This window comes from Candidatus Saccharimonadales bacterium (assembly GCA_036388415.1).
Taxonomy (GTDB): domain Bacteria; phylum Patescibacteriota; class Saccharimonadia; order Saccharimonadales; family UBA4665; genus UBA4665.
Map to the genome: position 1 here is coordinate 449,450 of DASVRW010000002.1, position 24,365 is coordinate 473,814.

Consider the following 24,365-nt stretch of genomic DNA (forward strand, 5'->3'; position numbering starts at 1 on the left):
CATCCAGCCGTACTACTCTGCTTGAGCCGCATTAGCAAAATAACTTTGAAATGCCTTGCGCGCGGCTTCTATAAAATCGTTGTAACGGGGATGGCTCGGATTAATCGATTCAAGAGCCGCGAAAATAGGCCCAGCATGATCACCGCACAATTTATCAAAATCCCGAGCGAGTACAGGTACACCATCAATGTAATGACCAGTCGGCCGGTCCATCATGTCTCCATATCCAATCAGCTCCAGCCAGCGCTCGCCGTCTGGCTTTTGCTCATACTCTGGCGATTGTGGCGGTGTCTCAGCGTTCGTCATATTAAACATCCCATTTATGGTTATAGTATGTCATACTTCAGCATGTAAACATACAGATGACGTCCATTTAAATCCGGCCAAATTCATTTGCATACTCTCGGAACTGACATCATGAGACCAATATTGTTCACTCTAACTTTCGTACTTGAACTCGTAGCATTTTTCGGTTTTGCGGCCTTTGGCTACACGTTCAATATTTCTGATAGTGCTCAAATTATGAGTTTTGCTGCTTTGTTGACTGTACTTGTCATTTTTTGGGCTCGCTACATGTCGCCGCGAGCCCCATGTCCAATAAGCCCACAATACGCATACGCCGCACGAGCACTTATATACGGGGCTGCTGGGTATACGCTTTACGTCCTGTTACACAGCAATGCCGCGGCTATATTTATCTGCGTATGGCTCGCTGACGAAATCTTGCTGCGGAAATATAAAATTCATGCAGGTCGCTAAATACTGGTCTGTGGCATTTTCTAATACTATACGATATGTATTAGCTTTGATTTTTGGTAAAAGTTTACGTACGAACTGACTGCTTTTTGTTATTATACAAAACCATGGTTTATCAAAATGAATGCATACCAGTCATAGTTCGTAGCGTGCAACCAGAAACCCCTGGACATATCAGCGTGTATTTTGAACGGCCGCGCCTGTTCAGTTATGCGCCTGGGGACTGGATTGAACTTGCCCTACCCACCCATCAACTCGCTGGCGGAAAGGTGTATTCGTTGTCCTCGTCACCACATGAGCCGGAACTGCGCATTACCTTCAAAGCAGGTCTCAGTCCATTCAAAAAAGCACTGGCAGCGCTTCGTCCTGGCGATGAGCTGCGCATCATACGGCATGGCAATGATTCCGGATTTAGCCTGAAAGAGCATCAGCCGAGCGTACTGATCGCTGGAGGCGTGGGCATTGCACCATTTCGGAGTATGCTGAGCAATATGGTGTATACGGCCAGCAGAGATACGGTTCGGCTGATATATCTGAATACGTTCGAGGATTTCCTGTACCATGCAGAATTCGCAGACTGGCAATCTGCACTGCCCGGCCTATCCATACATCTTATTGCGACAAAAAATCTCAAACGAAAAGATAGAGAAAAAACAGTTGGTGATTTGTTGCTCGGCAGCGAACCGCAGCATTATATCGCCGGCCCGACAGCTATGGTCTCGAACACCCTCACGCTACTCAAGCGGCATGGCATATTTATGAAAAGCATCAAGATTGATGACTTTGGCCTGTACTAAGGATGGTTCAAAATTGAGTCGACCAGCCGGTCTAAGTCATCATTTTGCAGGTTGGCTTTGACAACATAGCCTTCAATACCTTGTTCGCGCAGTCCGGCTGGGGCATCTGCTTCATTGAGATTGGAAATAATTAAAACTTTGATGTCTTTGCCCCATTCGCTGGCCCGCATTCGTTCCAGAATCTGGTCACCGGCTACTTTCGGCACCATCAGGTCAAGCAGTACAAGTTGCGGCTTGACCTGCTCGATCAATCGTAAAGCTTGCTCACCGTCAGTCGCGATAGAGCAGGTATACCCCAGTATCTCCATCCGCGTCTTATATATTTCTGCCAATGCCACGTTGTCTTCAACGATAACTAAGCGCGGACTCATATTGAATATACTCATAATGCTTAGAATTGTAGAGCACGACTAACCATTTACCAAGCCTGACTCTCAAACCCCTACCAAATCGTGGCAACCTACGGGGCGTCTCCAAAATTAATTATCTTATAATAAAAATTTAAGGGGCGGATAGGTTGACGAGGCTTATGGATGGATTTTGAAAGTCAGACTTATAAATACTTATTAGTCAAAAATTGTGAGCAGCCATAGCCATAATTCTGAACTAGACTACAATAAGTACCATGGACCCAGCATCATTTGATTCAATATATGAATTGCCAATTTATAATCGCCGGGCTGAAATAGTTGATTCTGTCAATCGCAATCAGGTTACGATCATCACCGCTGAAACAGGCGCCGGCAAAAGCACGCAGGTACCGCAGTATCTGGCCGAACATGGTTACCGCAAGGTTATCGTTACCCAACCACGCATCCTGGCAGCCCGCAATCTGAGCGGACGCGTGCGACAAGAATATTCATGGCGCCGCGGCAGTGACAGCACATCGCTGGTCGGCTACCGTACAGCCCACGAACAAGACGACAGCCCGGACAATGTCATTTTGTATTGCACCGATGGTTTGCAACTTGTCCGCGAGCTAACTGGCAGCGGCATCAATGAGCGGCAGGTGCTCATTCTGGACGAAATCCATGAATGGAATGAAAATATGGAAGTCCTGATAGCCTGGGCCAAGAAACGTTGTCAGGAAGAGCCGAGTTTCAAGCTCGTGCTGATGAGTGCGACAATTGAGGCCAACAGCCTAGCTGAATATTTTGGCGCGCCACCACCGATTGCCGTCGAAGGGCGCAGCTATCCTGTGGAGCGCCGCTACTCGCCGGATATATTAGCAGTCATTGATGAACAGCTCCAGCGGCCGGCTGCTAATATTCTGGTGTTTCTGCCGGGTAAAGCCGAGATTGAACAGACTACCGAAGCCATCCAGGACGCGGCGGCCAGCAAGCCTATTATTCCCCTGCATAGCCAGCTGGAAGCCGAAGCCCAGCAAAAAGCTTTTGCACATTATCCAAGCGGCAAAATCGTACTCTCCACCAACATCGCCCAGACCAGCATTACCATCGATGACATTGATACCGTGATTGATTCCGGACTTGAACGCCGGGCTGAGGTCCGCAGCGGCGTAGAAGGCTTATTTATATCCGAGATATCTCAAGCTGACTGCCTGCAACGGGCGGGCCGAGCGGGCCGAACAAAAGCCGGTGTATATATCTTATCCCAATACGACCGGCTGCCCTGCTCCCGGCTCGAAGACCGGCCAGCTTATGGTGTACCGGAGATTATGCGCAAGCATATAGACCGCTTGGTGCTGCGTCTCGCAAATGTCGGTATTGATATCGAAGCCCTTGAGTTTTTCCATGCACCCAGCAGAAACACCATCAAACAAGCGAAGCGCACCTTGGCAGCGCTCGGAGCGACTGAAAACGGCATAGTTACGGCAACCGGCCATAAAATGGAGCGTTTTCCTGTCGAGTCCAGTTACGGACGGATGCTTGTCGAAGCCGAAAACTATACAGCCGCAGTTCAGACCAAGCTTGCGGCCATTATATCAATCCAAGAAGTTGGCGGCATCGTTAAGGGCGGACCACGTTACAGTGGCTGGCAACGCTACAACCACCAAAGCCGGTCTGATTTGCTGGCCCAATACAATGTACTGCTGGCATTACCAGATATAGATGAAACTGATTATGAAGATTTAGGCATTATTGCCAAAAACATTGATAAAGCCCGTGAGGTGAATGAACGGTTATGCCGTGACCTTGGCATGGAATATGGCGAACCGACAGCGATTATGCCCGAGGAAATCGAGCCGCTGCTAAAATGCATCGTAGCCGGACTACTCCATCAAATATGGGCGTTAGACCAAAACGGTGAAGCAGTACACTTGGCCAATCAAAAACACCGCGAATTATCGAGTACGACGGTTGTCAGACACGCCGGGCTTTTTGCCGGCACACCATTTGACCTCGAAATTGCTACTGGCGCCGGACTAGAAGTCATGCACCTGGTAAATGACATTACGACAGTCGATCCAGCCTGGCTCCATGAGCTCGCGCCCGGCTTATTCAAATTCCAGCCGGGCAAAGTATATTACGATAGTTATCTCGGTACTTTAGCAGCGCGAATGCAGCTAAAGTTTCGCGGCCGCTCAGTCGAAGTCGGCGGTACGCCAATACTGGAGCGTAGCCGTGAAAACAAGCGGCTGTTCGTGTCACTTTATGCCGGCTGGATCAATCAACAACTGGAAAAAGAACGGATGACTATACGCGGTACGCATCATCAGCGCGTTCATGCCGTGCCGCTGAAGCGGATTGAGGAAAAGATTCGAGCCATTGCTCCGGGTGCGATCTCAGTCGCAGAATTACCAAAAAAAGACCGTATCCAGCTCGCTCAGCTCGCGAGACTGGAGACGTGGCTCGGTAAAAATTTTATGCAGCACGCACACATAGCTTCACCTGGCCAGGGAGCACGTCACCACGAAAACCGCTCGCATGGCTGGCGATCACGACCCAAAAAAGATCGCTGGCGCAACCGGGACTAACTGACATCCCGAGCGGTTGTGCTAATAAGAGTCTGATATGATACGTTTATGAAGAAATATCAATTTTTACTCGGCTTACTCTGCGCAGGCCTCATGTTCATGACAAGCAGCATCCCGGCATTTGCTGCAGTCAATGATTTTTATATTCAAAATTATAAAATTGATTATTATCTGGATCGTGATAACGCTGGCCGGTCGACGCTCAAAACAGTTGAAGCCATTGCCGCTGTATTTCCTACAACCGATCAAAACCACGGCATCGAACGGGCAATACCCAATACCTATGACGGTCATCCGATTAATCTAGCGATAACATCTGTCACCGACGAGACAAACACCACCCGTGAATATTCGACCCGCAGTTCAAACAATAATACCGTCCTTCGCATCGGTTCGGCGTCAAGCTATGTCCATGGGATGCAAACCTACAAAATCACCTATACGCAGCGTGATGTCACCAAATATTTCAAAGATATTAACGACGATGAATTCTACTGGGACACGAACGGCACGCAGTGGGCCGTCCCTATTAACGCTCTGCAGGTCCGGCTACATATCGCCGACGCACTAAAGGACAAACTAACGGCGCGGCAAGAATGCTACGCTGGACAGGCCGGCTCCTCGAGTTCTTGTCAGATTACTACTGAAGGCGATGGGTTTGTTGCCAGCGCAAACGGACTGCAGGCCAATGAAAACATGACACTGGCTATCGGATTTCAGCCAAAAACTTTCACGAGTTACAAGATGTCGTCGCGCGATTTTCTATTTAGTGTTGTTGTCCCGGCACTGCAGTTACTAACGCTTGGGCTTGCCGTTCTGGCCATAATCTGGATCATCGTCCGCTATCAACGCAGGTCCGAAAGGACCGCGGAAATCGGCACCATCATTCCCGAGTATCTGCCTCCGGCTGATACCAGCGTGACCGCCTCAGGCCGGATTATCGGAAAATCCAGCTTCAGCGCGCAACTTATTGATTTTGCCGTGCGGCATTATATAAAGATATACCAGACGAGAGAAAAATCACTACTGCGGGCTGCAAATTATGAGATTGAGATCATTCGAGATATAACCGATCTTAAGCCGGAAGAGCAAGAGATTTTGCGCGACTTGTATGGTGACCCATATGTCGGGGCACGTTTGGATATGGCGACTCTTAAAAATAACCGAACCGTATCGCGGAAGTTAGTCGACAACCAAGGTAAGCTCATGAAAGACATCACGGGTCAGTACGGACTGCGAGCTCGAAACAGCGTTGAATCAGCTTGGTTTAAACGCCTGGGCATCATCTTGCTGTTACTTGCAATAGTGACACTGTCACCGTGGCTGCTGATAGCGTCTATCATCGCCTTTGTCTGCAGGACAACGCTCAAGCCACTGACCGATCAGGGTCTGCAACTCGCAAGATACTTAAAGGGTCTTGAAATGTATATAAAAACCGCAGAAACAGATCGCCTGCGGATGCTGCAAAGTCCGAATGGTGCCGAAAAACTCGGCGCGCCAATCGATACGAACGATGCGCGGCAGCTTATAAAATTATATGAACGAGTACTGCCCTATGCCATTTCGTTTGGCCAGGAAAAGGAATGGAACAACCGGCTCGGTCATTACTATGAAACGCTCAATGAATCACCAATTTGGTATGCCGGACACAACAATGCTGCTTTCAACGCAGTTGCGCTCAGTTCGGCGATGAGCAGTTTCAATACTGCTGCCTCGTACAGCGATCCTTCCAGCTCTTCATCGGGTGGCAGTAGTGGCGGTGGCTCATCTGGCGGTGGCGGTGGTGGCGGTGGAGGTGGCGGCTGGTAAGACAAATTGTACCGTGCATACGCGGCTTCTTCTGTAAAATACGCTAGAAAACTATACAGTTTACAAGAATATTGGATTAGTCGAGCTGAAATTCGTCGTCTACATGATTATCTGAAGGATTATCTAAAGGTCGGGCGACGGCAACCGCTAGCAATGAGGACGCGATAGAAAGATCACGGAGACCAGTTTGCCAGCCTTCTTTTTCGGCGCACAGCGGCAATACTCCGAGCCACCATAGCGCAGCCAGGCCGGCAATCGGTTTTGACGGCTTGCGAAGCAGCAGCAAGCCAAGTGTTATATTGATGGTACCGTGTACCCTGAGGCTGGTTTCGGGCGATACGGGTAGGGCTTCGGCAAGCACGTCCGGGATGTAATCCGTCCATTTTTGAGGCCGCAGCAGCTGGCTTGCGCCAAAGGCGAACATTGTCAGTCCGACGCTGGCAGTAATTATTTTGTGTGATCGGCGCAGTGGAATAGGCATAGTGCCGTATTATATCTACTATTGCCACGTACTGGCAGTGTATTTTCTTACATCAGCTGGTTTATAGCAGCCTCTGTCGCCGAAGACACTATGTCTGACACTAGCGATTAAATCCGGTGGGGTAGTCAGCGAACCGTAATTTTTGCCAATCCCGGCTTCGTTTGCCAGGACGATATATTGATGATAATCGCTTTGCGACAACGCCTTCCATGCCGAGTTCCTGGGTCGCCTGTATTACCTCGTCTCGTTCCGCAAACATTGGCGATATCTGTATGTGTGTTTGCGGCTTAACGGCTGCATCGAGCAGCTGTCGCCGATCTCGAAGTGGCGCGTCGATAATTGGTTTGCCGTCAAACTCTAGTATATCGAAGATAATACAGGCTGCTTGGGGGCGTCTTTTGCGAAGCTCAGTAAAGTTCGGTGCACCCGACGCGTCAAACGCAATAATTTCGCCGTCAATGACAGCCGTATGTCCATCGAATGCATCAGGAAGCTGCCCGGCAATATCGGGGAATTTGTCCGTAAAATTATTGCCATGTCTGGACATAAGTACGACGCGTTCGACGGCAACACTGGCAAGGACTCGAAAGCCGTCATATTTTGCCTCATACGCCCAGTCGGGGCAGCTCGGCAGCACATCAGCTTTTGTGAGTAACATGGGTGTGTAGTGTCGTTCTGTCATACATACCAGTATAATCCTGCTGGCAATACTTTTGACATAACTAAAATGATACTACCCACATGCAATAACGCCGCAACAGGTTCATCAAAGGGTTTCGCTTATGGTATGCTTAGCGTATACATATGCGTAAACATTCTCGTATTATTATGGCGTGTGTGGCTGTCATTGGAGCCGTGGTCGCGGCAATCGCATTACTGAGCCAGCTTAGTTTTGCGGTGCTTGATCCAGCCGGTCAAATCGCCAGTCAGCAGCGAAATCTTATAATTTTCTCCTGTCTGTTAATGCTTTTGATTGTGATACCGGTGTTTGGCCTGACCTTTTATATTTCCTGGAAATACCGCGCCGGCAATACGAAAGCCAGGTACGAGCCGGACTGGGATCATAATTCGCGGCTTGAGACATTATGGTGGGGCTTTCCCTGTGCAATTATTCTGGTGTTGGCAGTCGTCACTTGGAATAGCAGTCACAGCCTGGATCCGTATAAGCCTATTCAATCTGACAAAAAGCCCATGACCATCCAAGTTGTTGCCTTACAGTGGAAATGGCTGTTCATATATCCGGCCCAGCGAATCGCCAGTGTCAACCATGTGCAATTCCCGGCTGGTACGCCGATTAAATTTGAAATAACCTCTGATGCGCCGATGAATTCTTTTTGGATTCCCCGGCTCGGTGGTCAGATATACGCCATGCCAGGCATGACCACGCAGCTGCATTTAATGGCCGACAAACCGGGTACCTATCAGGGATCTTCGGCAAATCTGAGTGGTGCCGGCTTTGCCGCTATGCGCTTTACTGCCACATCCAGCACGAGTGAGGATTTTGACATGTGGGTACGAACCGCCAAAATATCTCAGTACAGCAATCTCAGCCAAAACGAGTACGCAAAACTAGCCGAGCCGGCAGTCATGCCCGAACCTCGGCAATATGCCACCTATGAACGTGACCTCTATGATACAGTTGTTATGAAGTATATGGCGCATCACGGCGTCAAACCTGCTGCCCACGGAGCTGCGACTTCTGGCAATAATATGGAATCAATGCACCATGAATAAACATCCAATCGAGGGCGCTCAACTATGCTAGGCAGGCTCAATCTTGATGCATTTATGCACGACCCGGTCACCTTAGGCGGGATTATCGGTGGAGCGATCGGCTGTATCGGTCTTGTTGCTCTTATTACCTACCTCAAGCGCTGGCGCTGGCTCTACAAAGAATGGCTGACTTCACTCGATCCGAAGAAAATCGGCATCATGTACATGTTGGTTGCTGCTTTGATGTTACTACGCGGTGTTGCCGACGCCGTTATGATGCGTATCCAGCAGGCCATATCCGTTGGCGACGCCCAGGGTATCGTAACGAGTGACACCTACCAGCAGGTGTTCTCGGCGCATGGTACGATTATGATTTTCTTTGTTGCCATGGGATTTATGTTCGGCCTGATCAACCTGATTGTACCGCTACAGATTGGCGCCCGTGACGTTGCCTTTCCCTTCCTCAATTCTGTCAGCTTCTGGCTATTTGTCGCCGGTATGGTGCTTATCAATCTGTCTCTCGTAGTCGGCGAATTTGCCGCTGCCGGATGGCTGGCATATCCGCCGCTGTCAGGACTCAAGTACAGTCCAGGCGTCGGCGTCGATTATTGGATTTGGAGTTTGCAGATTGCGGGTATAGGTACCTTACTGTCGGGCATAAATTTCTTTGTAACAATCCTGAAAATGCGGGCACCCGGCATGACACTTATGAAAATGCCGATTTTCGTTTGGAGCGTACTCGGATCGATGTCACTGGTTATGTTTGCTTTCCCTATACTGACGGCGACTCTTGCGATGTTATCACTCGACCGGTTAATGGGTATGCATTTCTTCACGTCTGACTACGGCGGTGATCCGATGATGTATATAAACCTCATTTGGGCTTGGGGCCACCCCGAGGTATACATATTGATATTGCCGGCGTTTGGGATATTTTCCGAAGTAGTAGCAACATTTTCCGGCAAACGTTTATTCGGATACAAGTCCATGGTATGGGCAATCGGGGCTATTACCTTCCTGTCTTTCGTCGTCTGGCTGCATCATTTCTTCACAATGGGTGCTGGTCCGGACGTCAATGCATTCTTTGGCATAATGACGATGATTATTGCCATTCCGACAGGCGTAAAAGTATTTAACTGGCTGTTCACGATGTACCGTGGCCGGGTCAGGTTCACGACTCCGATGCTGTGGTTTCTCGGCTTTGTTACAACATTCACGATCGGCGGGATGACAGGAGTCCTTATGTCAGTACCAGCCATCGACTTTCAGCTGCACAACAGCCTATTTCTGGTTGCCCACTTCCACAACATGATTATCGGCGGCGTGCTGTTTGGCTATTTCGCGGGTATCACGTACTGGTTTCCCAAGGTAGTCGGATTCCGGCTCAACGAACGTATTGGCACCTACGCTTTCTGGTGCTGGCTCATCGGCTTCCTGCTCGCCTTCCTGCCGCTCTATGCACTGGGCATCATGGGCGCGACGCGGCGACTGGATCACTATGACCCTTCCATGGGATGGCAAGGCTTGTTTATCGTTGCCGCCGTCGGTGTCGGTGTCATATGTATCGGTATCGCCATGCAGGTGCTCCAACTTGTCGTGAGCGTCGTGCAATGGCGCAGCCGCCAAGACCTGACTGGCGATCCGTGGAATGGCCGCACACTCGAGTGGTCGATCGCCTCACCAGCCCCGGCATATAACTTTGCGGTTATACCGGCAGTTACAGACCGTGATGCCTTCTGGGTTAGCAAACAAGCGAATGACCAACCAGCTCAGCTAAGCGCGTCTGATTACACGGACATCGAACTGCCGCGTAACAGCGGCATGGGATTGGCGATTGCCGGCTTCGCCGGACTAGTCGGCTTCGGACTGATTTGGCATATCTGGTGGCTGGCAATTGTGGCGTTTATTGGTATCGTTGCCGCGATCATCATTCGTTCGATGGACGAAAACACTGAGTACGTGATTCCAGCAGCGGAAGTACTGCGCATCGAAACGGCGCGCCGGCAAAGGATGACGGAATCATGAATAAGCCGATTCGCAGCGTATCTGCCCGTCACGCCATCGTAGACGTAGACCAGTTTACCGACAAAACGACATTTGGATTTTGGGTCTATCTCATGACCGACTGCGTCCTGTTCGCGACGCTATTTGCGACCTACGCCGTGCTGCACAATAATACCAACGGCGGCCCATCTGGAGCTGAGCTGTTCAGCCTGCCGTTTGTCTTGGTCGAAACACTGCTCCTCCTCACCAGTAGCTTTACCTGTGGTCTAGCTATGCTGGCCGCCCGGCGAGCCGACAGACGACAGGTATTAGTCTGGTACGGAGTCACCTTCCTACTTGGGCTGGCCTTTGTCGGCATGGAGCTCAGCGAATTCAGCCACTTAATAGCGGAAGGCCAAAGCTGGCAGCAAAGTGGCTTTCTGTCGGCCTTTTTCACGCTCGTTGGTACCCATGGGTTGCACATTTTAGCAGGCTTAACCTGGATGTTGGTACTTATGATACACGTAGCTAGACAGGGACTCGGCGGAAATACCTTCAAGCGCCTCACGCTGCTTAGCCTGTTTTGGCACTTGCTTGATATTGTCTGGATATTCATTTTTAGTATCGTATATTTGATCGGAGCGGCTTGATATGGCGAACTCAATTTCTGATAAATCGCACTCTCATCAGCCTGCAATCAAAGCGACGCCACCGCACACAGGGCATGCCACGCTGCGTTCCTATGTTATTGGCTACGTCCTGTCGCTAGTACTAACGATTGAAGCGTTTTTGCTCGTTACGAATCACACATTTTCGTCAAGCGTGATCATAACGACGGTTATAGTGCTTGCAATAATTCAGCTCTTCGTACAACTATTCTTTTTCCTCCATCTCGACCGAGCAGCGAAAGCGCCGTGGAATATAAGTTTGTTTCTATTCATGGTGCTGGTAGTGCTGATCATTGTGCTCGGCTCACTATGGATAATGGGACACCTGCACTATAATATGACATCGCCAGCTGAGCTCGACCAGCGCCTGCTGAAAGAGGAAGGCATTACCAAAGGACCCTGACATTACAACGTTTCAACACTATTATGCCCTGACTAAGCCTGGTATTATCCGTGGCAATCTGATTACGGCTACGGCCGGATTTTTCTTAGCTTCCGGGGGTACTATACAGCTCGGACTCTATATAGCCATATTGAGCGGCCTGGCGCTAACGATCGCCTCGGCATGCATTTGCAATAATTACCTCGACAGGCGCATTGATCAAAACATGGAACGAACCGCATCTCGCGGGCTGGCAAGCGGTGCTATACCGATTCAAAACGCTTTGCTCCTGGCGGCCGTACTTGGTACCGTCGGACTCTGCATGCTCATCTGGTACGTCAATCTGCTGGTGGCGGCGTTAGGCATTTTCGCGTTCATCGCCTACGTTATTGTGTACGGCGCCGCAAAGCGGCGCAGCGTTCACGGTACCGTGATTGGCAGCATATCCGGCGCACTTCCACCCGTGGCAGGCTACTGTGCTGTCAGCGGCCATATCGACCTCGCCGCAGTATTACTATTTTTGATAGTAACTGCCTGGCAGATGCCGCATTTTTATGCCATCGCCCTATATCGAATGAGCGACTATAAAGCAGCCAGCATACCAGTTTTGCCGCTTGTAAAAGGCACGCGTACCACCCAATTGCACATACTGTACTACATTGGGTTATACATCGTCGCAGTAGCCGGGTTATATCTATTTGGCTACGCAAGTCTTGTTTACCTGCTCATTAATGTCGGGCTTGGTCTGGCGTGGCTGATGATTGGAATTCGCGGGTTACAAATCCGCAGTTCAGCACAGATTGTGGCCTGGGGTCGTCAAACATTTGGTTTTTCACTGCTTGTCATAACCGGATTTTGTGGCAGCTTGATTCTTGATGCCTACATTCGTTAATCCCTAAATGCGCCATAGTGATTCGTGAGAACGAGCAAATCACAACAAAGACATCGTCCAATGCCGTGCTAGCAGCGGTTATTTATAGCGAAGTAATTGTCGTACTGTCTGCAGACTTTCCCTGTACATGGCAGCTATAATCTGCAATGGTTCCGAGCGGTTTGCATGCTTTTTGAGCCAAGCGGTTACCCTGCGGTAGCGCAGCTCAAGCCAGGTATCAAACCGGGCAGCCCGTGGACGCAACCATAGCCAGGTCTGCGTGGCTTGTCGCCCACCGCGCACACGAATCCAGCTATAGGTCGCTATCGTCCACATTGCCGTTGCTCGGCCCATCCGGGGCAGTAGCCCCACGCCTGAGGTAGCGAGCCGCGCACCCATAGCAGTGAGCGTCCGCGCAGTAAACGTAAGCCTATGGATGATGCGAAGAAATGTGTCGGACCCGGTATCAAACACGCGCCGCAGTCGCTGAGTCCAAGCATACTCAACCGCCCAAGTAGATTGGCGTGCGAACTTGTTGGAGACTGTCCGAAACCAGGACATCTTGTTATTTACAGCCAGATGTTCGTTTGTAGTACTTGGCTGGCTCAGCTGTACGGCTGGTGTAGCGGTTGGCTGGTCGGCAGGTTGGTCAGCTATATGAGTGCCGCTCACATGTACAGCTGGCGTAGTCAGCCCGAGCTGACGCATCGCTCTTTTGACGGCTATAATGCGCTTGAGCCAAAAAGCTGCGATCAGTACAGCCACGCAGGCACAGCCAGCCATGGCTCCAATAATCATTGTATCCGGCGATAAGACGCGGTCAGAGCCTGGTACGACGCCACCAAAACAAAAGTCTACAATGGCTTCTAGAACCATTGGGCTCGCGAGTACATATATGCCAGCAAAACAGACAAGCGCATAAACCAGGTATTTTACCTTGATCATATTCCGCATGCGCCGAAGACTGAGTAGTACGTCCATGTCCACCTTTATAAACTATATGTCTGTATTATAACATATTTTAATTTATTTATCTAGAGGTAAATATGGAGGTAGATCATGTAGGATGCGTTTGACGCCTCGCTGTTGCCCGAACAGTATATTTATAGGCTTACAACTGTGTGAGCCGCCGCCTACTGACGTCCCGCCAAACTCGACAAATGCTGCTCGCGGTATTTGTCGAAAGCCGCCTTATCGCTACCATTGCGCTGAATAAAGCCGCTTGCCTGCTCGCTACCGATATAATGTGGCAACAACACGTAGGAAGCGCCCTTGTCGTATAGCAGCAACGCTTCCTCCATCGTGCTGGCATGACAAACAAATATCGTGTCTTTACCCCGGCCCATAATGTGACTGATGATCAATAAGTTTGATTGCATATCAGCGATCGTACTGACAACAAGTTCAGAATTGTGCAGGCTGATTTCATTGAGAAGTTCAAGGTCAGTCACATCACCATACAAATGGCTCGCATGCTGCCGCTCCAAGTGTTCTATTACTTCAGGATCATAGTCAATGACAATGTAGCGTTTTTTCATTTGCCGGAATGTCCGCAAAAATTCATAACCGCCCTTTCGGTATCCAAGCAAAACTAAGGGATATGTCTTCAATGAGCGTATTTCCCGTTTTGTCTGGCCGCGTTCAAAAATTGATAACGGTTTTTGCCATAATTTGTACAGCACATCGTCATATTTCATGAGGTATGTCGAACAGACAATCGTTATGATAGCAGTCAGCGTTACGATGGTTGCGATTTCTGGACTGGTTACTTGCCGGCTGACTGCCAGCGCTACCAAAACTATCGAGAACTCACTGATCTGCGACAGGTGCACCGCTGTCTTAAAACCTGTTTGCTTAGTATACCCAAGAAGTCCGAGCGTCGATATAATCGTCAGCGGCTTGACTATCATAACCACAGCCGACAGGACGATTGCCGGTAGGATTGCTGAGCTCAGGTTGTCAATATTGAGATTTTGGCCAAGCTCGACAAAGAACAGCACCAGGAAAAAATCACGGAGCGGCTTGAGACGAACACTTATCTCCTGAGCATAGGGCATGTGCGCCAAGCACACGCCCGCAAACAGCGCGCCGACTTCCATAGAAAATCCATACCAATAAAAGACACTTGCGACACCAAACGCCCAGGCCAGCGCAAATATATACAGCAGTTCCTGGCTCTTCGCAAACAAATGCACGGTGCGCGGCAAGAGATAGCCACCGCATACGATCAGCGCCGCGGCCAGCACCGCACCTTTGGCCAGTAAAGTGACAAGTGTTGATGTCTCAGCGCTGCCGGCACCACTACCCTGCGACGATACAAACAATAACGCCAGCGTCGCAGCAATATCTTCAACAAGCAAAATACCGATAGCAATCTGGCCATACAGTCTAGATTGCTCCTTCTTGTCACTGAGTGAGGTAATAACGATAATCGTACTGCTGAACAACAGCGCTACCGACAGGACAATCGTATCTGCCTGGCCGAATCCCAATAACTTCGATACAAGAAACGTGACACTTCCAACGCCCGCGATGATTGCAACGCACGCGAATAACACCGGCTTGCCAGTCGCCCGAATAATACCTGCATTCAAGCCAAGACCAATAACGAATAGCAACAAGGCGATGCCAATTTGGCTGAACGACGAAAACGCCTCATGATCGTGTATCAGATTGAGCAGCGAGGGGCCAGCTAAAAATCCCGTCAAAATATAGGCGATGACGAGCGGCTGGCGGAAATATTTGAAGGTGAGCGACAACAGTGCGGCTAGCGCGAGTACGAAGCTGAGTTGTATGAAAACAGTATGATCCATGATTTCAAGTACTTACCATAAGTAGTATGACAGAATTGCCGTATTGAAACAAAGAATTACCATACAAAATAGCCCCGGAATTCCGGGGCTATTCAGGACATCATGTCAATATTTATTCACTTGTTTTGCGGCTATCACTGCCCTTGGCGCCACGCTTTTCATGAAATGCCTTGCCGCCCATTTGTGCGACTCGGATACGCGTTTCCTTGCTTGCGCTCTTCAGTCCTCGTTTATCATCACTACTATTATCACGATTAGTTGCTCCAGCCATACTCATACTCCTTGTTACGTTAGCATAGCCAGTGTAGCCCAAGCGATACCAGCAGACAGTATGAATTTTCATAAACAATAGCGGAAAGTATATAATGCGACAAGCTGAGTGATAATTCATACTGCTAAGTATCGCTGGCAGGCGCACAATAAAAACATACTAACCGATGGAGACAGGCACGTGGCAAAAATATTTATTGTTGAAGACGACCAGGATTTGAATGCAGCTTACCGCATGATCCTGACAAAAGAAAAATACGATGTACAAACCGCTTTCAATGGTGAAGAAGCACTCAAGAAAGTTAACGATTTTGATCCAGATCTCATACTGCTCGACCTACTTATGCCGGTAAAATCTGGTGTTGAGTTTTTGCAGGAATACGACGTCGTTAATAAGCACAAAAAAGTAAAAGTACTGATATTTACCAATCTGGAACACGCGTCTGAGATTCATGAAGCGTTCCGGCTCGGTGCCGATCAGTGCATCATCAAAGCCTGGACCGCTCCACAGGGACTGGTAAAGATCGTGTCCGACGTGCTCGGACCTGACAGCACATCAAAGTCCAAAACTGCACCTGCCAAAACTGCCTCTTGATTATTTATTGCCCAGTGGCGCCTGGACGATAAACTTTGAACCCCGGCCTTTTTGAGATACGACTTTTACTGTGCCTCCGTGCAGAACCATGATTTGTTTGACCCAGTATAATCCCAGTCCACTTCCCTCGGTATTCGCAGAAAACTCGTTGGCCAAGCGAGTAAATTTAGTAAATAGCTTCGGCATCTCGCGCCTTTCGATTCCTAAGCCGTGATCGTGCACGATGACTTTAAAGGTATTGTCAGCCGGGTTCGCCCGAATGCGGACACTGATGCGGGTTTTATCGTGTGAATATTTCATGGCATTATCAACCAGTTTTTGTATGACACTCTTAAAATACGTCCGGTCGACAGCCGCCATCAGCTCGTCTGGCGCCTGCAGCGTCAAGGTTTGTTCCCGTTCACTGCTATGTTGATCGTAGTCCTTCAGTACCTGCTTCACGATGGCGACAATATTGACACGTTGCTTTCGGATATGAATTCGCTTAAGGTCGAGCTTAGCGACATCAAGCAAATCGTTCATGATCCGGATTTCTGATTCATTGTTTTTATAGGCAATATTCAGGGCATCGCGCTGTTTGCTACTGATGTCGCCAAGATAACCGTCAAGCAGCAGCCCAATATATTGCTTAACATTAGTGGCCGGCGTACGCAATTGATGCGACGCCAAGGATAAGAATTCATTTTTCGTACCCTCAAGCGTTCGTTCGCGGCGTATGGCATATTGAAAGTAGCGCACGATAACGACACAGAGCCCAAGCACGAGTACCGTTACCGCTCCGGCAACCCATAGTGCCCGCTGTAAATAGTCTTCAGATTGCTGTTGCTGTGGCCGGATCGAATTCAAACTCCGGGATGAAATCGCGCTGACTTGGGCGCGAATAGCATCCATAATCCGCCTACCTTCCCCACTCGCCATGGCCGCACGGGCGGCGTCTTCACCAGAACGTTGGCGCGTCTCGACCGTTTGCTGCAATATAGCCAGTCTTTCATTTGACAGCGATTGTAGCGTTTTCAGCTGACTCGCTGAAATATTGTGCGTTTGCTCCGAATGCGGCTGCATAGACGCAAAGCTACGCGGTATAGCACGGAGAGCAGTAGTATAAGTATCAAGATACGCATCGTCGCCGGTAATGACATAACCGCGGGCACTCGACTCAGCATCTTCCAAATCTATAAAAAAGTCTTGCAGAATTAACGCCGATCCAACGTCCTGACCACTTTTACGAATCAGCGAATCAAGATTCAGCAGTGCGTAACTAAGAAAAAGTATAGATGCAAGTGTCGCTAGAACAAGTAGGCTGAGGATCGCGAGCAGGCCTTTATTGACAAATTTTAGCGCTGGCAATAAATGTATTTTGTACATGACCTTTATACGTTTACTATACACCTTGCGGACCAGAAGTTTACATATCCGTGTCCATGGCATACAATATTTGATATGGTAAAAGTACTTATCGTCGAAGACAACGAAACACTCAACGAGGCTTACAAGCTCATCCTGGAAAAGGATGGCCATGATGTCACGACTGCATTCAACGGCGAAGAAGGTCTAGAAAAACTCAACGACCTGACTCCCGACCTCATATTACTCGATATGCTCATGCCCAAAATGGACGGCCTTGAATTTCTTCGCAATTTTAAATTAGATAAGTATCCAAAGACGACAATCATCATCCTCAGTAATCTCAATGAAGATGAACAAGTCGAAGAAGCCCGTAAGCTGGGTGCTCACCGCTACATCTTGAAGGCAAATACATCGCCCCGCGAGCTAGCGGCCCGCGTCAATCACATTGCCCGCCATCTGTAGTAATAGCTTACAGTCTACATAATAGATGTACTCTGTACACACAAAAAAGCCCGATCAATGATCGGGCTTTTCGTTAGGGAATGGTTATCGTCTATTAGACGGTACGGTGAGAACCGCGGCGAACCATATTGTAGATGAACAGCAGTACAACTGCACCCATCAATGCAACCAAGAAGCTACGAATATCAAATCCGTTAACGCCGGTTGTGCCAAGAGCGTTCATGATGAATCCACCAAGGAATGCACCAAGTACACCAACGACGATGTTGCCTATGATGCCTTGTTCAGCGTTGCGGCCCATAATAATTGAAGCGACCCAACCTGCTAATGCACCGAGTACGATAAATGCTAATAATCCCATATTGTCCTCCTTATAGTTCAGACGTGGTTTGTTAATTGATTATATTGGCAGCATTCTGCCTAAGGTACAGATATTCTCATCATCGCGTTGACCCGGACGGTTCTGTTGGTGCAGCTTCCGGTCGGCGCCATGACTCAAATCGACGTCATCAGTAAAAGTGCGGGCTAACTTCGAATCCAGTGTGCTTGCATAAAAACTGCCCAGCCTGGACTTAAGTTGCTGCCTTTGCAGACATACAAACGCTTTAGTTTCATATGTATTAACTATCACGTTGCACCCTCCTTTCACGATTGTCGTTGCCTCCCTCACTGAGCTACTATATGATTGCTCAACTGAGGCTACGTCTATAGTACGAGACAACAAACATCTTCACAGCGAAATAATTCGCATTCGTTTAAGGAGTTTAATCAATATAAATGTCAATTAGATTTTTAAATCGATACGTACAAAGCCTTCGGCATACTGCACGCCGATCGTCGCTCCGGCTTCCTGTGCCATAGTCGTCATCATGACTGCTGATGATTCAAGCCCAGGCCATTGGCTGGCGTGCGCCTGGAGCGCTGCCTGTTTACGCGCGAACTGCTGACTCATATCAACATAAAAATTTTGTTTTTCGGCGTTGACTAGTAACAGTGTCGACACATGATGCGGTTCAAGACCTTCGTGTAGTAATTCGGTGAAACTTGGACGGTTGCATGCCAAAGGATACACAGAGTCAATCGCTGCCTGTCCGGCAGCCCGATGATCAGTATGATTAACAAGACCTAATTTTGCATCGTACAGCACCGTCGGATCGATTGTCAGCACAACATCAGGTGTAACTTGCCGAATATAACGCACAATATCACGTTTTACATCCATGGTAGCTTCGAGCTTGCCATCTTCATAATCACAGAAGAATACGTCCTTTGCACCAACTATATCGCCGGCAGCCCGCTGCTCACTACGCCGGGTTTCACCGAGCGACATCATAGCTTCTATGTCTGCACCGCCGCGGCAGCCGCTCGTTAGAATCAGATAATACACCTCAGTGCCTTCGTCTGCCCAGCGTGCCAAGCTTCCCGCCATGCAAAAGTCGAGATCATCTGGATGGGCCACAACAGCCAAAACACTCTGTGGATTTAACGCTGGGAAGCTTTGTGTAGTCGAGTCGGCCATAATACTTTTCCTGCTATCAATTGTACGCCGACCCAACCAAACTGCCTACTATCGGTGCTCTGGCCCGGATTATCGCCTTCGACATACACTTCATAGTTTCTGACGCGAGATATACGTTTGATGATATCCCGATTATTCCGGTGCAAAATTACAATGTCGCCGATCTTATAACTGCGGCTTGGACGATTCAGTGCGACGACAATTTGACCAGGCTTAAGCGTCGGAGTCATGCTATCTCCACTGACGCGCCGCACAATCAGCCAGTTACTACGCCTTCTTGGTGGCCCAGAAAATATCGGCAATCTCATCTATCATCGCGATCAGTTTTTCGGCTTCTGCCGGCTCAAGGTGGTGCTTGCACTCGCCAGCCTGCTTAGTTGCTTTCCAAAATTTGTCATGCAAATCCGGATATTGCTCCAGGTGCTCCGGCTTGAAATAATCAGTCCATAGTACCCACAGGTGATGCTTGGCGAGTTCAGCCCGCTCTTCTTTAATAAGAACCGCTCGCATTTTGCCGTGCTCATCGAGACTTTCGTACTTGTTCATAATATTTAGCACGCTCTGCGCTTCGATGCGGGCCTGCGCTGGGTCGTACACGCCGCACGGCAAATCGCAGTGAGCGTAAACGGGCTTGATCGACGGTAGTAGTTTCATATATGTATCCTCCGGTTATACTACCAGTATAGCCTAAGAGGAAAGTTTACTGTTGCCGTTTCGCCATTTCAATATCTCAGCGTGATGGCCACCGAGCAGCACTTCTGGCACCTTTTCGCCGCGAAATTCGGCTGGCCGGGTGTACTGAGGGAATTCGACGCTGGTGTCGTCGTCCTGGAATGATTCAATTTCAGTACTGGTTTCGCCGCCTAATACACCAGGTAACAGCCGCACAACCGAGTCGACAATAACCATCGCCGGCAGTTCGCCGCCAGTTAGGACATAATTGCCGATGCAGTATTGCTGATCGACCCACTTAGTAACACGTTCATCGTAGCCTTCGTAGCGTGGGCAGATAACGATTAAGCCGCCGCCGTCCGCTGCCAAGCGCTTAGCGTCAGATTGCTTGTAGATTTCACCGCGCGGCGTAGGTAACAGCACCCGGGCTGTCGGATCCTGTAATTTGGCAAATTCAATTGCTGCCACCAGCGGCTCCGGCTTGAGCAGCATGCCATCACCGCCGCCATACGGCGTATCATCGACCTGCTTTCGCGGACCAGCGCCGTAGTCGCGGAGATTGATAAGCTCATACTGCACTATGCCACGGTCGCTAGCCTTCCAGAGCATGCTGGTACCGAGCACCGCCGTGAACATCTCCGGAAACAGGGTTATAACTTGTATTTTCATACTTTTATGATACTATAAATATCGTGTTTTCTGCAAATAAAGCAGCTATTGAAAGTGTCGTAAGCAACCTAAATACTAAACATCTAAATCGTCGTAAGCTTCAAGTTCTTTGCGAGTTTTGGCGATAACGTCACTTTCCGTGGTGTCGTAAGCCGACTTACGAGTATCGACTTCGTCGAGATCATCGTCCTGCGGTTTGGTAACGGTTGAACTTGATGGCGCGTAGGATGATTCTGACCGATCTTGAGCTGTATTGTCGCGTAAGTCGTCACGCCTATCATTGCTACTGTCATCGTCTGAGCCCGAATGGCCGCCGACGCCGTTATCGACGATTTTCAAATTGTAGCGGGCATCATTCTTTGTACCAAGTGCTCGCAGCAGTGTCCGGATACTCTGAGCCGTAGCTCCACGTTTTCCGATAACACGGCCAAGATCTTCAGGATCTACCGTGAGTTCCAGCAAAACGCCTTTTTCATCAATACGCCGATCGACGATAACAGCGTCAGGATTACTTACGAGTGATTTTACGACAAACTCGACAAATTGCTGGTCAATACTACTATTCATAGCCGGACTCCCTCTTTCGGATTAGGTGGTGGTGTGCTGAATATTATAGCAAAATAACGGTATTGTCATTGTACGGCACTTCATAGACGGTAGTACATAGTGTCTGGTATACTCTGACGCTGCATTTACAGCAGACTATTTATCGGTCATTTGCGCGTCTTGTAAAAAGACGGGGCAATAACTAACGATAGTTATTAGGATTCAGTTGTGCCGGTAACGGCTTCAGGTGCGTCTGCTGGCGCATCGTCAGTAGGAGCGTCGGCCGGTTCAGCTTCAGCAGCTGGCTGGTTTTTGCGAAGTTTATCAGGGTGACGAGTCGTGCGGCTCTTGGCATCCGATAGCTTAACCCATGATGGAAGCTCGACACCTTCTTTTTGCAGCAACAGTGCAGCACGGCCAGATGGCTGGGCGCCGTTTTTGAGATATAAGCTAGCCTTCTCGACGTTCAACTGAGCAGTTTTGCTGTGCGGATCGAAGCTACCGAGCTGCGCGACAACTTTGCCGCTCGTTGGAGTGAGGCGTGATTCTTGAACCACAATACGGAACATGGCGTGTCCCTTACGACCGGTACGTTGCATTCGAATTGATAGCATAACTGACTAACTTCTCACTTTCTTATATTCTCAGTACGAGATTTAACACATTGATAAGGTATTCCACACTATTTTACAGATATGGACCTCCTTTGTCAATCAATGGTCAAACTATAGTCGGAAGCTTACCCGCATAATACTCCAGCGCAGCTTCGGCAGCCTTCTGCTGCCCGTTTTGTTTGCTCGGCCCACTGCCGCTGCCGCGCAGGTTATTATTTACAAATACGCCGACTGTAAATACCTTGTCATGATCCGGGCCGACTTCTTCAAGCACTTTGTATACAGGCGTAAAGCCTTCTTTACTTTGGACAACTTCCTGCAAATGCGACTTTGGATCCATCCATGAGCCGCTATCAAGAATTTGCTTGAACGTGCTGAGGATGGTTTCTGTGATAAATTTTTTGGCAGCATCATACCCCTGGTCCAGATACAACGCACCAGTAACTGCTTCGTAGCTATTGGCTAAGATCTGTTCGCGGGCGCGGTCACTGCCGCGCTTTTCTCCGCGGCTGAGGCGAAGTAGCGGCTCAAAGCCGGCTTTGAGTGCCGCCGCACCGATACTCTCAGTCCGAACCAGGGCGCTGCGCCAGTTAGTAAGTACGCCTTCGGGGTCATTAAAATTGCCGTAGAGGTACTCGGTGACGACCAGCTCGAGCACTGCGTCACCCAAGAACTCAAGCCGTTCATTGTGTACGCTAACGGTTTTTTTATGTTCATTGACGTATGAGCGGTGCGTAAAAGCCGTGATGAGCAGTTCGATGTCGTTGAAGGTGACGCCAAGTACTTTGGTTGAAAATTCGGTATAGGGTGTGTAATCCATGGTGGTATTTCTATTGTTAATCTTATAATTTGGCGTCGCGGATCTTTTTCATTCCGAGTAGCATTAATTTGCCAATATCATCGTAAGCGATCTTATCGACTGCCTCGTGAGATGGGAACCATTTGATGTCAGTTAGCCAGTCCTCACCCTGTAGCTGATTGGTGTCGGCCAGGCCTTTGACCAGGTAAATATGCATGGTCATGAGTACCAGCGTGTGTGTGCGGCGGTAGCGAAAGTTAACCTTGCCAAGCCAATTGTAGACTTTCATTTCCTGCAGTCCCGTCTCCTCGCGGATTTCCCGCTCAGCTGTTTGCTTGGGCTCTTCGCCTTCTTCGACGTGGCCTTTGGGTATCGTCCAGCGGTTTTTAGCGTCTTGAATCAATAAAATTTCGACTTGGTTGGTGCGGTCGTTATGCCGAAACACAATCCCGCCAGATGTCGTCTCACGGACAACCTCGTCAATCGATGGCCGGCGCTTAGCGACAAAATCGCGAATACCCTGTATCGGGCCCGGACGCTTGCCGAAAAGACCGCGGTCCCTGCCAGAATCCTTGGCGGCGCTGTTATCGGCATTCGGCTTTGGCTCGTCAGCCATGCTAGGTTACCTTCGCCTTATCAGTTGTTTTGTCAGTTTTGGCCGTTTTAACAGCAGTATCGGCTTTGCCTGCTTTGCCGATTCCAGCGGTTTTGGCAGTATTTGTTGCCTTGGCTACTTTGGCAGCCGCAGTACCCGTACCGGTAGTCGTGTCGACAGCAGCGACACCGGCATTATCTCCGTCTGTGTCATTTCCCGTGCTGTGCGCTGGACCGCTGCGTTGGCGAAGGACAGTGCCAAGCACACCGTTGACGAACTTGCTCGAATTTTCTCCGCCAAAGGCTTTGGCAAGTTCTACGGCTTCATTGATAACAACCTTTGGCGGCACGTCCTGAGTATGGAGGAGCTCGTACAAGCCGATCCGGAGTACGATGCGGTCCATGCGCGCAATCTGATCGATCGGCCACTCCGGTGCAATCGGCTGCAATGTCGCATCAAGCGTCGCAGCGTGCTTGATAACGCCGTTAACTAGATCTGTAATAAAGTCGACGTCATCGACCATCTCAGCATAGCGCGATATATTACGCTCGAGCACTTCCCCCAGATCAAATTCCGCATCGGCGGCGTCACGCCGAAATTCTTCCTCGTACAAGGTTTGAAGGGCGATAATACGACCGAGGTGACGATTTGATGCCATATTGTTAAGGCTCCGTACAGATTATTGTTTACAAAATGCCAGTGACTACGAGTGTGTACCTCTTAGTATAGCCGACACGGGCCGATTATGCCCATGCTTTTATAAACATACCGTTATACTTTGGCGACTGGCTTACCGAGGTTTTTGCTTGATTCACGGCGGGTCGTGTAAGCTTTGATAGGTGATTTTGCGTTAACTGCTCGTGCCAGCTTTAGCAGTAAGTGGCTACGGCGTGCGCCGGTAGCTCGTGGACTAGTTCGTTTCTTTGGTTTTCCCATACAAATAATCTCCTGACTGCATTAGGTGCAATCTATTAATACTAAGCGTTGCCATTAATAATAGCTCATTAACTCCTTGTTTACAAGGCTCAATGTTGCATATTCGCATGTAAAGTTGTTTTGTTGTTTA

At 49.2% G+C, this 24,365-nt stretch carries 29 protein-coding genes; 10 read left to right on the forward strand and 19 right to left on the reverse strand.

What is annotated here, in order from left to right; all coding sequences use genetic code 11:
* Positions 1 to 12: 12 nt before the first annotated feature.
* Entirely contained in the window at positions 13 to 315 is a 303-nt protein-coding gene (locus VF575_02525; protein ID HEX8182455.1) for a hypothetical protein, read from the reverse strand.
* Positions 316 to 863: 548 nt separating this feature from the next.
* Between VF575_02525 and VF575_02530 the strand changes: the two genes are divergently transcribed.
* Positions 864 to 1,553, forward strand: coding sequence for an FAD-dependent oxidoreductase (locus VF575_02530; GenBank protein HEX8182456.1), 690 nt, complete (start codon positions 864 to 866; stop codon positions 1,551 to 1,553).
* Here the strand turns inward: VF575_02530 and VF575_02535 are convergent.
* The gene (locus VF575_02535) at positions 1,550 to 1,939 is read right to left on the reverse strand and encodes a response regulator (protein HEX8182457.1); all 390 of its coding nucleotides are present in this window, start codon (positions 1,937 to 1,939) and stop codon (positions 1,550 to 1,552) included. The genes VF575_02530 and VF575_02535 overlap by 4 nt on opposite strands.
* 239 nt (positions 1,940 to 2,178) lie before the next feature.
* Here VF575_02535 and VF575_02540 point away from each other — a divergent pair, with 239 nt between their 5' ends.
* Complete coding sequence (locus VF575_02540) at positions 2,179 to 4,491, forward strand: helicase-related protein (GenBank protein ID HEX8182458.1); 2,313 nt, start codon at positions 2,179 to 2,181, stop codon at positions 4,489 to 4,491.
* A gap of 48 nt (positions 4,492 to 4,539) precedes the next feature.
* A complete protein-coding gene (locus VF575_02545; protein ID HEX8182459.1) occupies positions 4,540 to 6,300 on the forward strand; it encodes a DUF2207 domain-containing protein in 1,761 nt (586 codons plus the stop codon).
* A 76-nt stretch (positions 6,301 to 6,376) separates the two neighbouring features.
* Here VF575_02545 and VF575_02550 read toward each other — a convergent pair whose 3' ends face one another.
* Positions 6,377 to 6,781, reverse strand: coding sequence for a hypothetical protein (locus tag VF575_02550; protein HEX8182460.1), 405 nt, complete (start codon positions 6,779 to 6,781; stop codon positions 6,377 to 6,379).
* A gap of 100 nt (positions 6,782 to 6,881) precedes the next feature.
* Positions 6,882 to 7,463 (reverse strand): hypothetical protein, encoded by a 582-nt coding sequence (locus tag VF575_02555; GenBank protein ID HEX8182461.1) that lies wholly within the window; start codon positions 7,461 to 7,463, stop codon positions 6,882 to 6,884.
* Positions 7,464 to 7,585: 122 nt separating this feature from the next.
* On the opposite strand from VF575_02555, the gene cyoA reads away from it, so the two are divergent.
* Genes cyoA through cyoE form a run of 5 tightly spaced genes read left to right on the forward strand, consistent with a single transcriptional unit; the run spans position 7,586 to position 12,419 of the window.
* Complete coding sequence (gene cyoA / locus VF575_02560; protein ID HEX8182462.1) at positions 7,586 to 8,515, forward strand: ubiquinol oxidase subunit II; 930 nt, start codon at positions 7,586 to 7,588, stop codon at positions 8,513 to 8,515.
* A 24-nt stretch (positions 8,516 to 8,539) separates the two neighbouring features.
* Positions 8,540 to 10,519: a cytochrome o ubiquinol oxidase subunit I gene (cyoB, locus tag VF575_02565; protein ID HEX8182463.1), complete on the forward strand. Its 1,980-nt coding sequence runs from the start codon at positions 8,540 to 8,542 to the stop codon at positions 10,517 to 10,519.
* Positions 10,516 to 11,127 carry a cytochrome o ubiquinol oxidase subunit III gene (gene cyoC, locus VF575_02570; protein HEX8182464.1) on the forward strand — a complete coding sequence of 204 codons (612 nt, stop codon included), beginning with the start codon at positions 10,516 to 10,518 and terminating at the stop codon, positions 11,125 to 11,127. The genes cyoB and cyoC overlap by 4 nt, the downstream gene beginning before the upstream one ends.
* 1 nt (position 11,128) lies before the next feature.
* On the forward strand, positions 11,129 to 11,548 hold the full coding sequence (gene cyoD, locus VF575_02575; protein HEX8182465.1) for a cytochrome o ubiquinol oxidase subunit IV: 420 nt from the start codon (positions 11,129 to 11,131) through the stop codon (positions 11,546 to 11,548).
* A 1-nt stretch (position 11,549) separates the two neighbouring features.
* On the forward strand, positions 11,550 to 12,419 hold the full coding sequence (cyoE, locus tag VF575_02580) for a heme o synthase (GenBank protein HEX8182466.1): 870 nt from the start codon (positions 11,550 to 11,552) through the stop codon (positions 12,417 to 12,419).
* Positions 12,420 to 12,497: 78 nt separating this feature from the next.
* Here cyoE and VF575_02585 read toward each other — a convergent pair whose 3' ends face one another.
* The 3 genes from VF575_02585 to VF575_02595 all read right to left on the reverse strand — a co-directional run bounded on the left by VF575_02585 (position 12,498) and on the right by VF575_02595 (position 15,482).
* Positions 12,498 to 13,379: a hypothetical protein gene (locus VF575_02585; protein HEX8182467.1), complete on the reverse strand. Its 882-nt coding sequence runs from the start codon at positions 13,377 to 13,379 to the stop codon at positions 12,498 to 12,500.
* A gap of 152 nt (positions 13,380 to 13,531) precedes the next feature.
* A complete protein-coding gene (locus VF575_02590; GenBank protein HEX8182468.1) occupies positions 13,532 to 15,211 on the reverse strand; it encodes a cation:proton antiporter in 1,680 nt (559 codons plus the stop codon).
* 112 nt (positions 15,212 to 15,323) lie between these two features.
* The gene (locus VF575_02595; GenBank protein ID HEX8182469.1) at positions 15,324 to 15,482 is read right to left on the reverse strand and encodes a hypothetical protein; all 159 of its coding nucleotides are present in this window, start codon (positions 15,480 to 15,482) and stop codon (positions 15,324 to 15,326) included.
* Between the two features lie 180 nt (positions 15,483 to 15,662).
* Here VF575_02595 and VF575_02600 point away from each other — a divergent pair, with 180 nt between their 5' ends.
* Positions 15,663 to 16,076: a response regulator gene (locus VF575_02600; protein HEX8182470.1), complete on the forward strand. Its 414-nt coding sequence runs from the start codon at positions 15,663 to 15,665 to the stop codon at positions 16,074 to 16,076.
* Here the strand turns inward: VF575_02600 and VF575_02605 are convergent, their stop codons facing one another.
* On the reverse strand, positions 16,077 to 17,441 hold the full coding sequence (locus tag VF575_02605) for an ATP-binding protein (protein HEX8182471.1): 1,365 nt from the start codon (positions 17,439 to 17,441) through the stop codon (positions 16,077 to 16,079).
* Between the two features lie 75 nt (positions 17,442 to 17,516).
* Between VF575_02605 and VF575_02610 the strand changes: the two genes are divergently transcribed.
* Positions 17,517 to 17,885: a response regulator gene (locus VF575_02610; protein ID HEX8182472.1), complete on the forward strand. Its 369-nt coding sequence runs from the start codon at positions 17,517 to 17,519 to the stop codon at positions 17,883 to 17,885.
* Positions 17,886 to 17,979: 94 nt separating this feature from the next.
* On the opposite strand, the gene VF575_02615 is transcribed toward VF575_02610, so the two are convergent.
* The 11 genes from VF575_02615 to VF575_02665 all read right to left on the reverse strand — a co-directional run bounded on the left by VF575_02615 (position 17,980) and on the right by VF575_02665 (position 24,235).
* Positions 17,980 to 18,246 (reverse strand): GlsB/YeaQ/YmgE family stress response membrane protein, encoded by a 267-nt coding sequence (locus VF575_02615; GenBank protein ID HEX8182473.1) that lies wholly within the window; start codon positions 18,244 to 18,246, stop codon positions 17,980 to 17,982.
* A 423-nt stretch (positions 18,247 to 18,669) separates the two neighbouring features.
* Positions 18,670 to 19,404 carry a PIG-L deacetylase family protein gene (locus VF575_02620; GenBank protein HEX8182474.1) on the reverse strand — a complete coding sequence of 245 codons (735 nt, stop codon included), beginning with the start codon at positions 19,402 to 19,404 and terminating at the stop codon, positions 18,670 to 18,672.
* Positions 19,368 to 19,712, reverse strand: coding sequence for a nickel-type superoxide dismutase maturation protease (gene sodX / locus VF575_02625; GenBank protein ID HEX8182475.1), 345 nt, complete (start codon positions 19,710 to 19,712; stop codon positions 19,368 to 19,370). The genes VF575_02620 and sodX overlap by 37 nt, the downstream gene beginning before the upstream one ends.
* Positions 19,672 to 20,058, reverse strand: coding sequence for a superoxide dismutase, Ni (gene sodN / locus VF575_02630; GenBank protein ID HEX8182476.1), 387 nt, complete (start codon positions 20,056 to 20,058; stop codon positions 19,672 to 19,674). The genes sodX and sodN overlap by 41 nt, the downstream gene beginning before the upstream one ends.
* 33 nt (positions 20,059 to 20,091) lie before the next feature.
* Positions 20,092 to 20,745, reverse strand: a complete 654-nt coding sequence (trmD, locus tag VF575_02635) for a tRNA (guanosine(37)-N1)-methyltransferase TrmD (protein ID HEX8182477.1) — start codon at positions 20,743 to 20,745, stop codon at positions 20,092 to 20,094.
* A 75-nt stretch (positions 20,746 to 20,820) separates the two neighbouring features.
* A complete protein-coding gene (locus VF575_02640) occupies positions 20,821 to 21,312 on the reverse strand; it encodes a KH domain-containing protein (protein HEX8182478.1) in 492 nt (163 codons plus the stop codon).
* 194 nt (positions 21,313 to 21,506) lie between these two features.
* Complete coding sequence (rpsP, locus tag VF575_02645; GenBank protein ID HEX8182479.1) at positions 21,507 to 21,890, reverse strand: 30S ribosomal protein S16; 384 nt, start codon at positions 21,888 to 21,890, stop codon at positions 21,507 to 21,509.
* Positions 21,891 to 22,011: 121 nt separating this feature from the next.
* Positions 22,012 to 22,725 (reverse strand): ribonuclease III, encoded by a 714-nt coding sequence (rnc, locus tag VF575_02650; protein HEX8182480.1) that lies wholly within the window; start codon positions 22,723 to 22,725, stop codon positions 22,012 to 22,014.
* 22 nt (positions 22,726 to 22,747) lie between these two features.
* Entirely contained in the window at positions 22,748 to 23,320 is a 573-nt protein-coding gene (locus VF575_02655; protein HEX8182481.1) for an NUDIX domain-containing protein, read from the reverse strand.
* Between the two features lies 1 nt (position 23,321).
* Positions 23,322 to 23,957 (reverse strand): transcription antitermination factor NusB, encoded by a 636-nt coding sequence (nusB, locus tag VF575_02660; protein ID HEX8182482.1) that lies wholly within the window; start codon positions 23,955 to 23,957, stop codon positions 23,322 to 23,324.
* 113 nt (positions 23,958 to 24,070) lie between these two features.
* Entirely contained in the window at positions 24,071 to 24,235 is a 165-nt protein-coding gene (locus tag VF575_02665; protein HEX8182483.1) for a hypothetical protein, read from the reverse strand.
* Positions 24,236 to 24,365 lie beyond the last annotated feature (130 nt).

Coding starts and splice junctions, on each gene's coding strand:
- VF575_02525 (HEX8182455.1), bottom strand. CDS start 315: ATGTTTAATATGACGAACGCTGAGACACCGCCACAATCGCCAGAGTAT.
- VF575_02530 (HEX8182456.1), top strand. CDS start 864: ATGGTTTATCAAAATGAATGCATACCAGTCATAGTTCGTAGCGTGCAA.
- VF575_02535 (HEX8182457.1), bottom strand. CDS start 1,939: ATGAGTATATTCAATATGAGTCCGCGCTTAGTTATCGTTGAAGACAAC.
- VF575_02540 (HEX8182458.1), top strand. CDS start 2,179: ATGGACCCAGCATCATTTGATTCAATATATGAATTGCCAATTTATAAT.
- VF575_02545 (HEX8182459.1), top strand. CDS start 4,540: ATGAAGAAATATCAATTTTTACTCGGCTTACTCTGCGCAGGCCTCATG.
- VF575_02550 (HEX8182460.1), bottom strand. CDS start 6,781: ATGCCTATTCCACTGCGCCGATCACACAAAATAATTACTGCCAGCGTC.
- VF575_02555 (HEX8182461.1), bottom strand. CDS start 7,463: ATGACAGAACGACACTACACACCCATGTTACTCACAAAAGCTGATGTG.
- cyoA (HEX8182462.1), top strand. CDS start 7,586: ATGCGTAAACATTCTCGTATTATTATGGCGTGTGTGGCTGTCATTGGA.
- cyoB (HEX8182463.1), top strand. CDS start 8,540: ATGCTAGGCAGGCTCAATCTTGATGCATTTATGCACGACCCGGTCACC.
- cyoC (HEX8182464.1), top strand. CDS start 10,516: ATGAATAAGCCGATTCGCAGCGTATCTGCCCGTCACGCCATCGTAGAC.
- cyoD (HEX8182465.1), top strand. CDS start 11,129: ATGGCGAACTCAATTTCTGATAAATCGCACTCTCATCAGCCTGCAATC.
- VF575_02585 (HEX8182467.1), bottom strand. CDS start 13,379: ATGGACGTACTACTCAGTCTTCGGCGCATGCGGAATATGATCAAGGTA.
- VF575_02590 (HEX8182468.1), bottom strand. CDS start 15,211: ATGGATCATACTGTTTTCATACAACTCAGCTTCGTACTCGCGCTAGCC.
- VF575_02595 (HEX8182469.1), bottom strand. CDS start 15,482: ATGGCTGGAGCAACTAATCGTGATAATAGTAGTGATGATAAACGAGGA.
- VF575_02605 (HEX8182471.1), bottom strand. CDS start 17,441: ATGTACAAAATACATTTATTGCCAGCGCTAAAATTTGTCAATAAAGGC.
- VF575_02610 (HEX8182472.1), top strand. CDS start 17,517: ATGGTAAAAGTACTTATCGTCGAAGACAACGAAACACTCAACGAGGCT.
- VF575_02615 (HEX8182473.1), bottom strand. CDS start 18,246: ATGGGATTATTAGCATTTATCGTACTCGGTGCATTAGCAGGTTGGGTC.
- VF575_02620 (HEX8182474.1), bottom strand. CDS start 19,404: ATGGCCGACTCGACTACACAAAGCTTCCCAGCGTTAAATCCACAGAGT.
- sodX (HEX8182475.1), bottom strand. CDS start 19,712: ATGAGATTGCCGATATTTTCTGGGCCACCAAGAAGGCGTAGTAACTGG.
- sodN (HEX8182476.1), bottom strand. CDS start 20,058: ATGAAACTACTACCGTCGATCAAGCCCGTTTACGCTCACTGCGATTTG.
- trmD (HEX8182477.1), bottom strand. CDS start 20,745: ATGAAAATACAAGTTATAACCCTGTTTCCGGAGATGTTCACGGCGGTG.
- VF575_02640 (HEX8182478.1), bottom strand. CDS start 21,312: ATGAATAGTAGTATTGACCAGCAATTTGTCGAGTTTGTCGTAAAATCA.
- rpsP (HEX8182479.1), bottom strand. CDS start 21,890: ATGCAACGTACCGGTCGTAAGGGACACGCCATGTTCCGTATTGTGGTT.
- rnc (HEX8182480.1), bottom strand. CDS start 22,725: ATGGATTACACACCCTATACCGAATTTTCAACCAAAGTACTTGGCGTC.
- VF575_02655 (HEX8182481.1), bottom strand. CDS start 23,320: ATGGCTGACGAGCCAAAGCCGAATGCCGATAACAGCGCCGCCAAGGAT.
- nusB (HEX8182482.1), bottom strand. CDS start 23,957: ATGGCATCAAATCGTCACCTCGGTCGTATTATCGCCCTTCAAACCTTG.
- VF575_02665 (HEX8182483.1), bottom strand. CDS start 24,235: ATGGGAAAACCAAAGAAACGAACTAGTCCACGAGCTACCGGCGCACGC.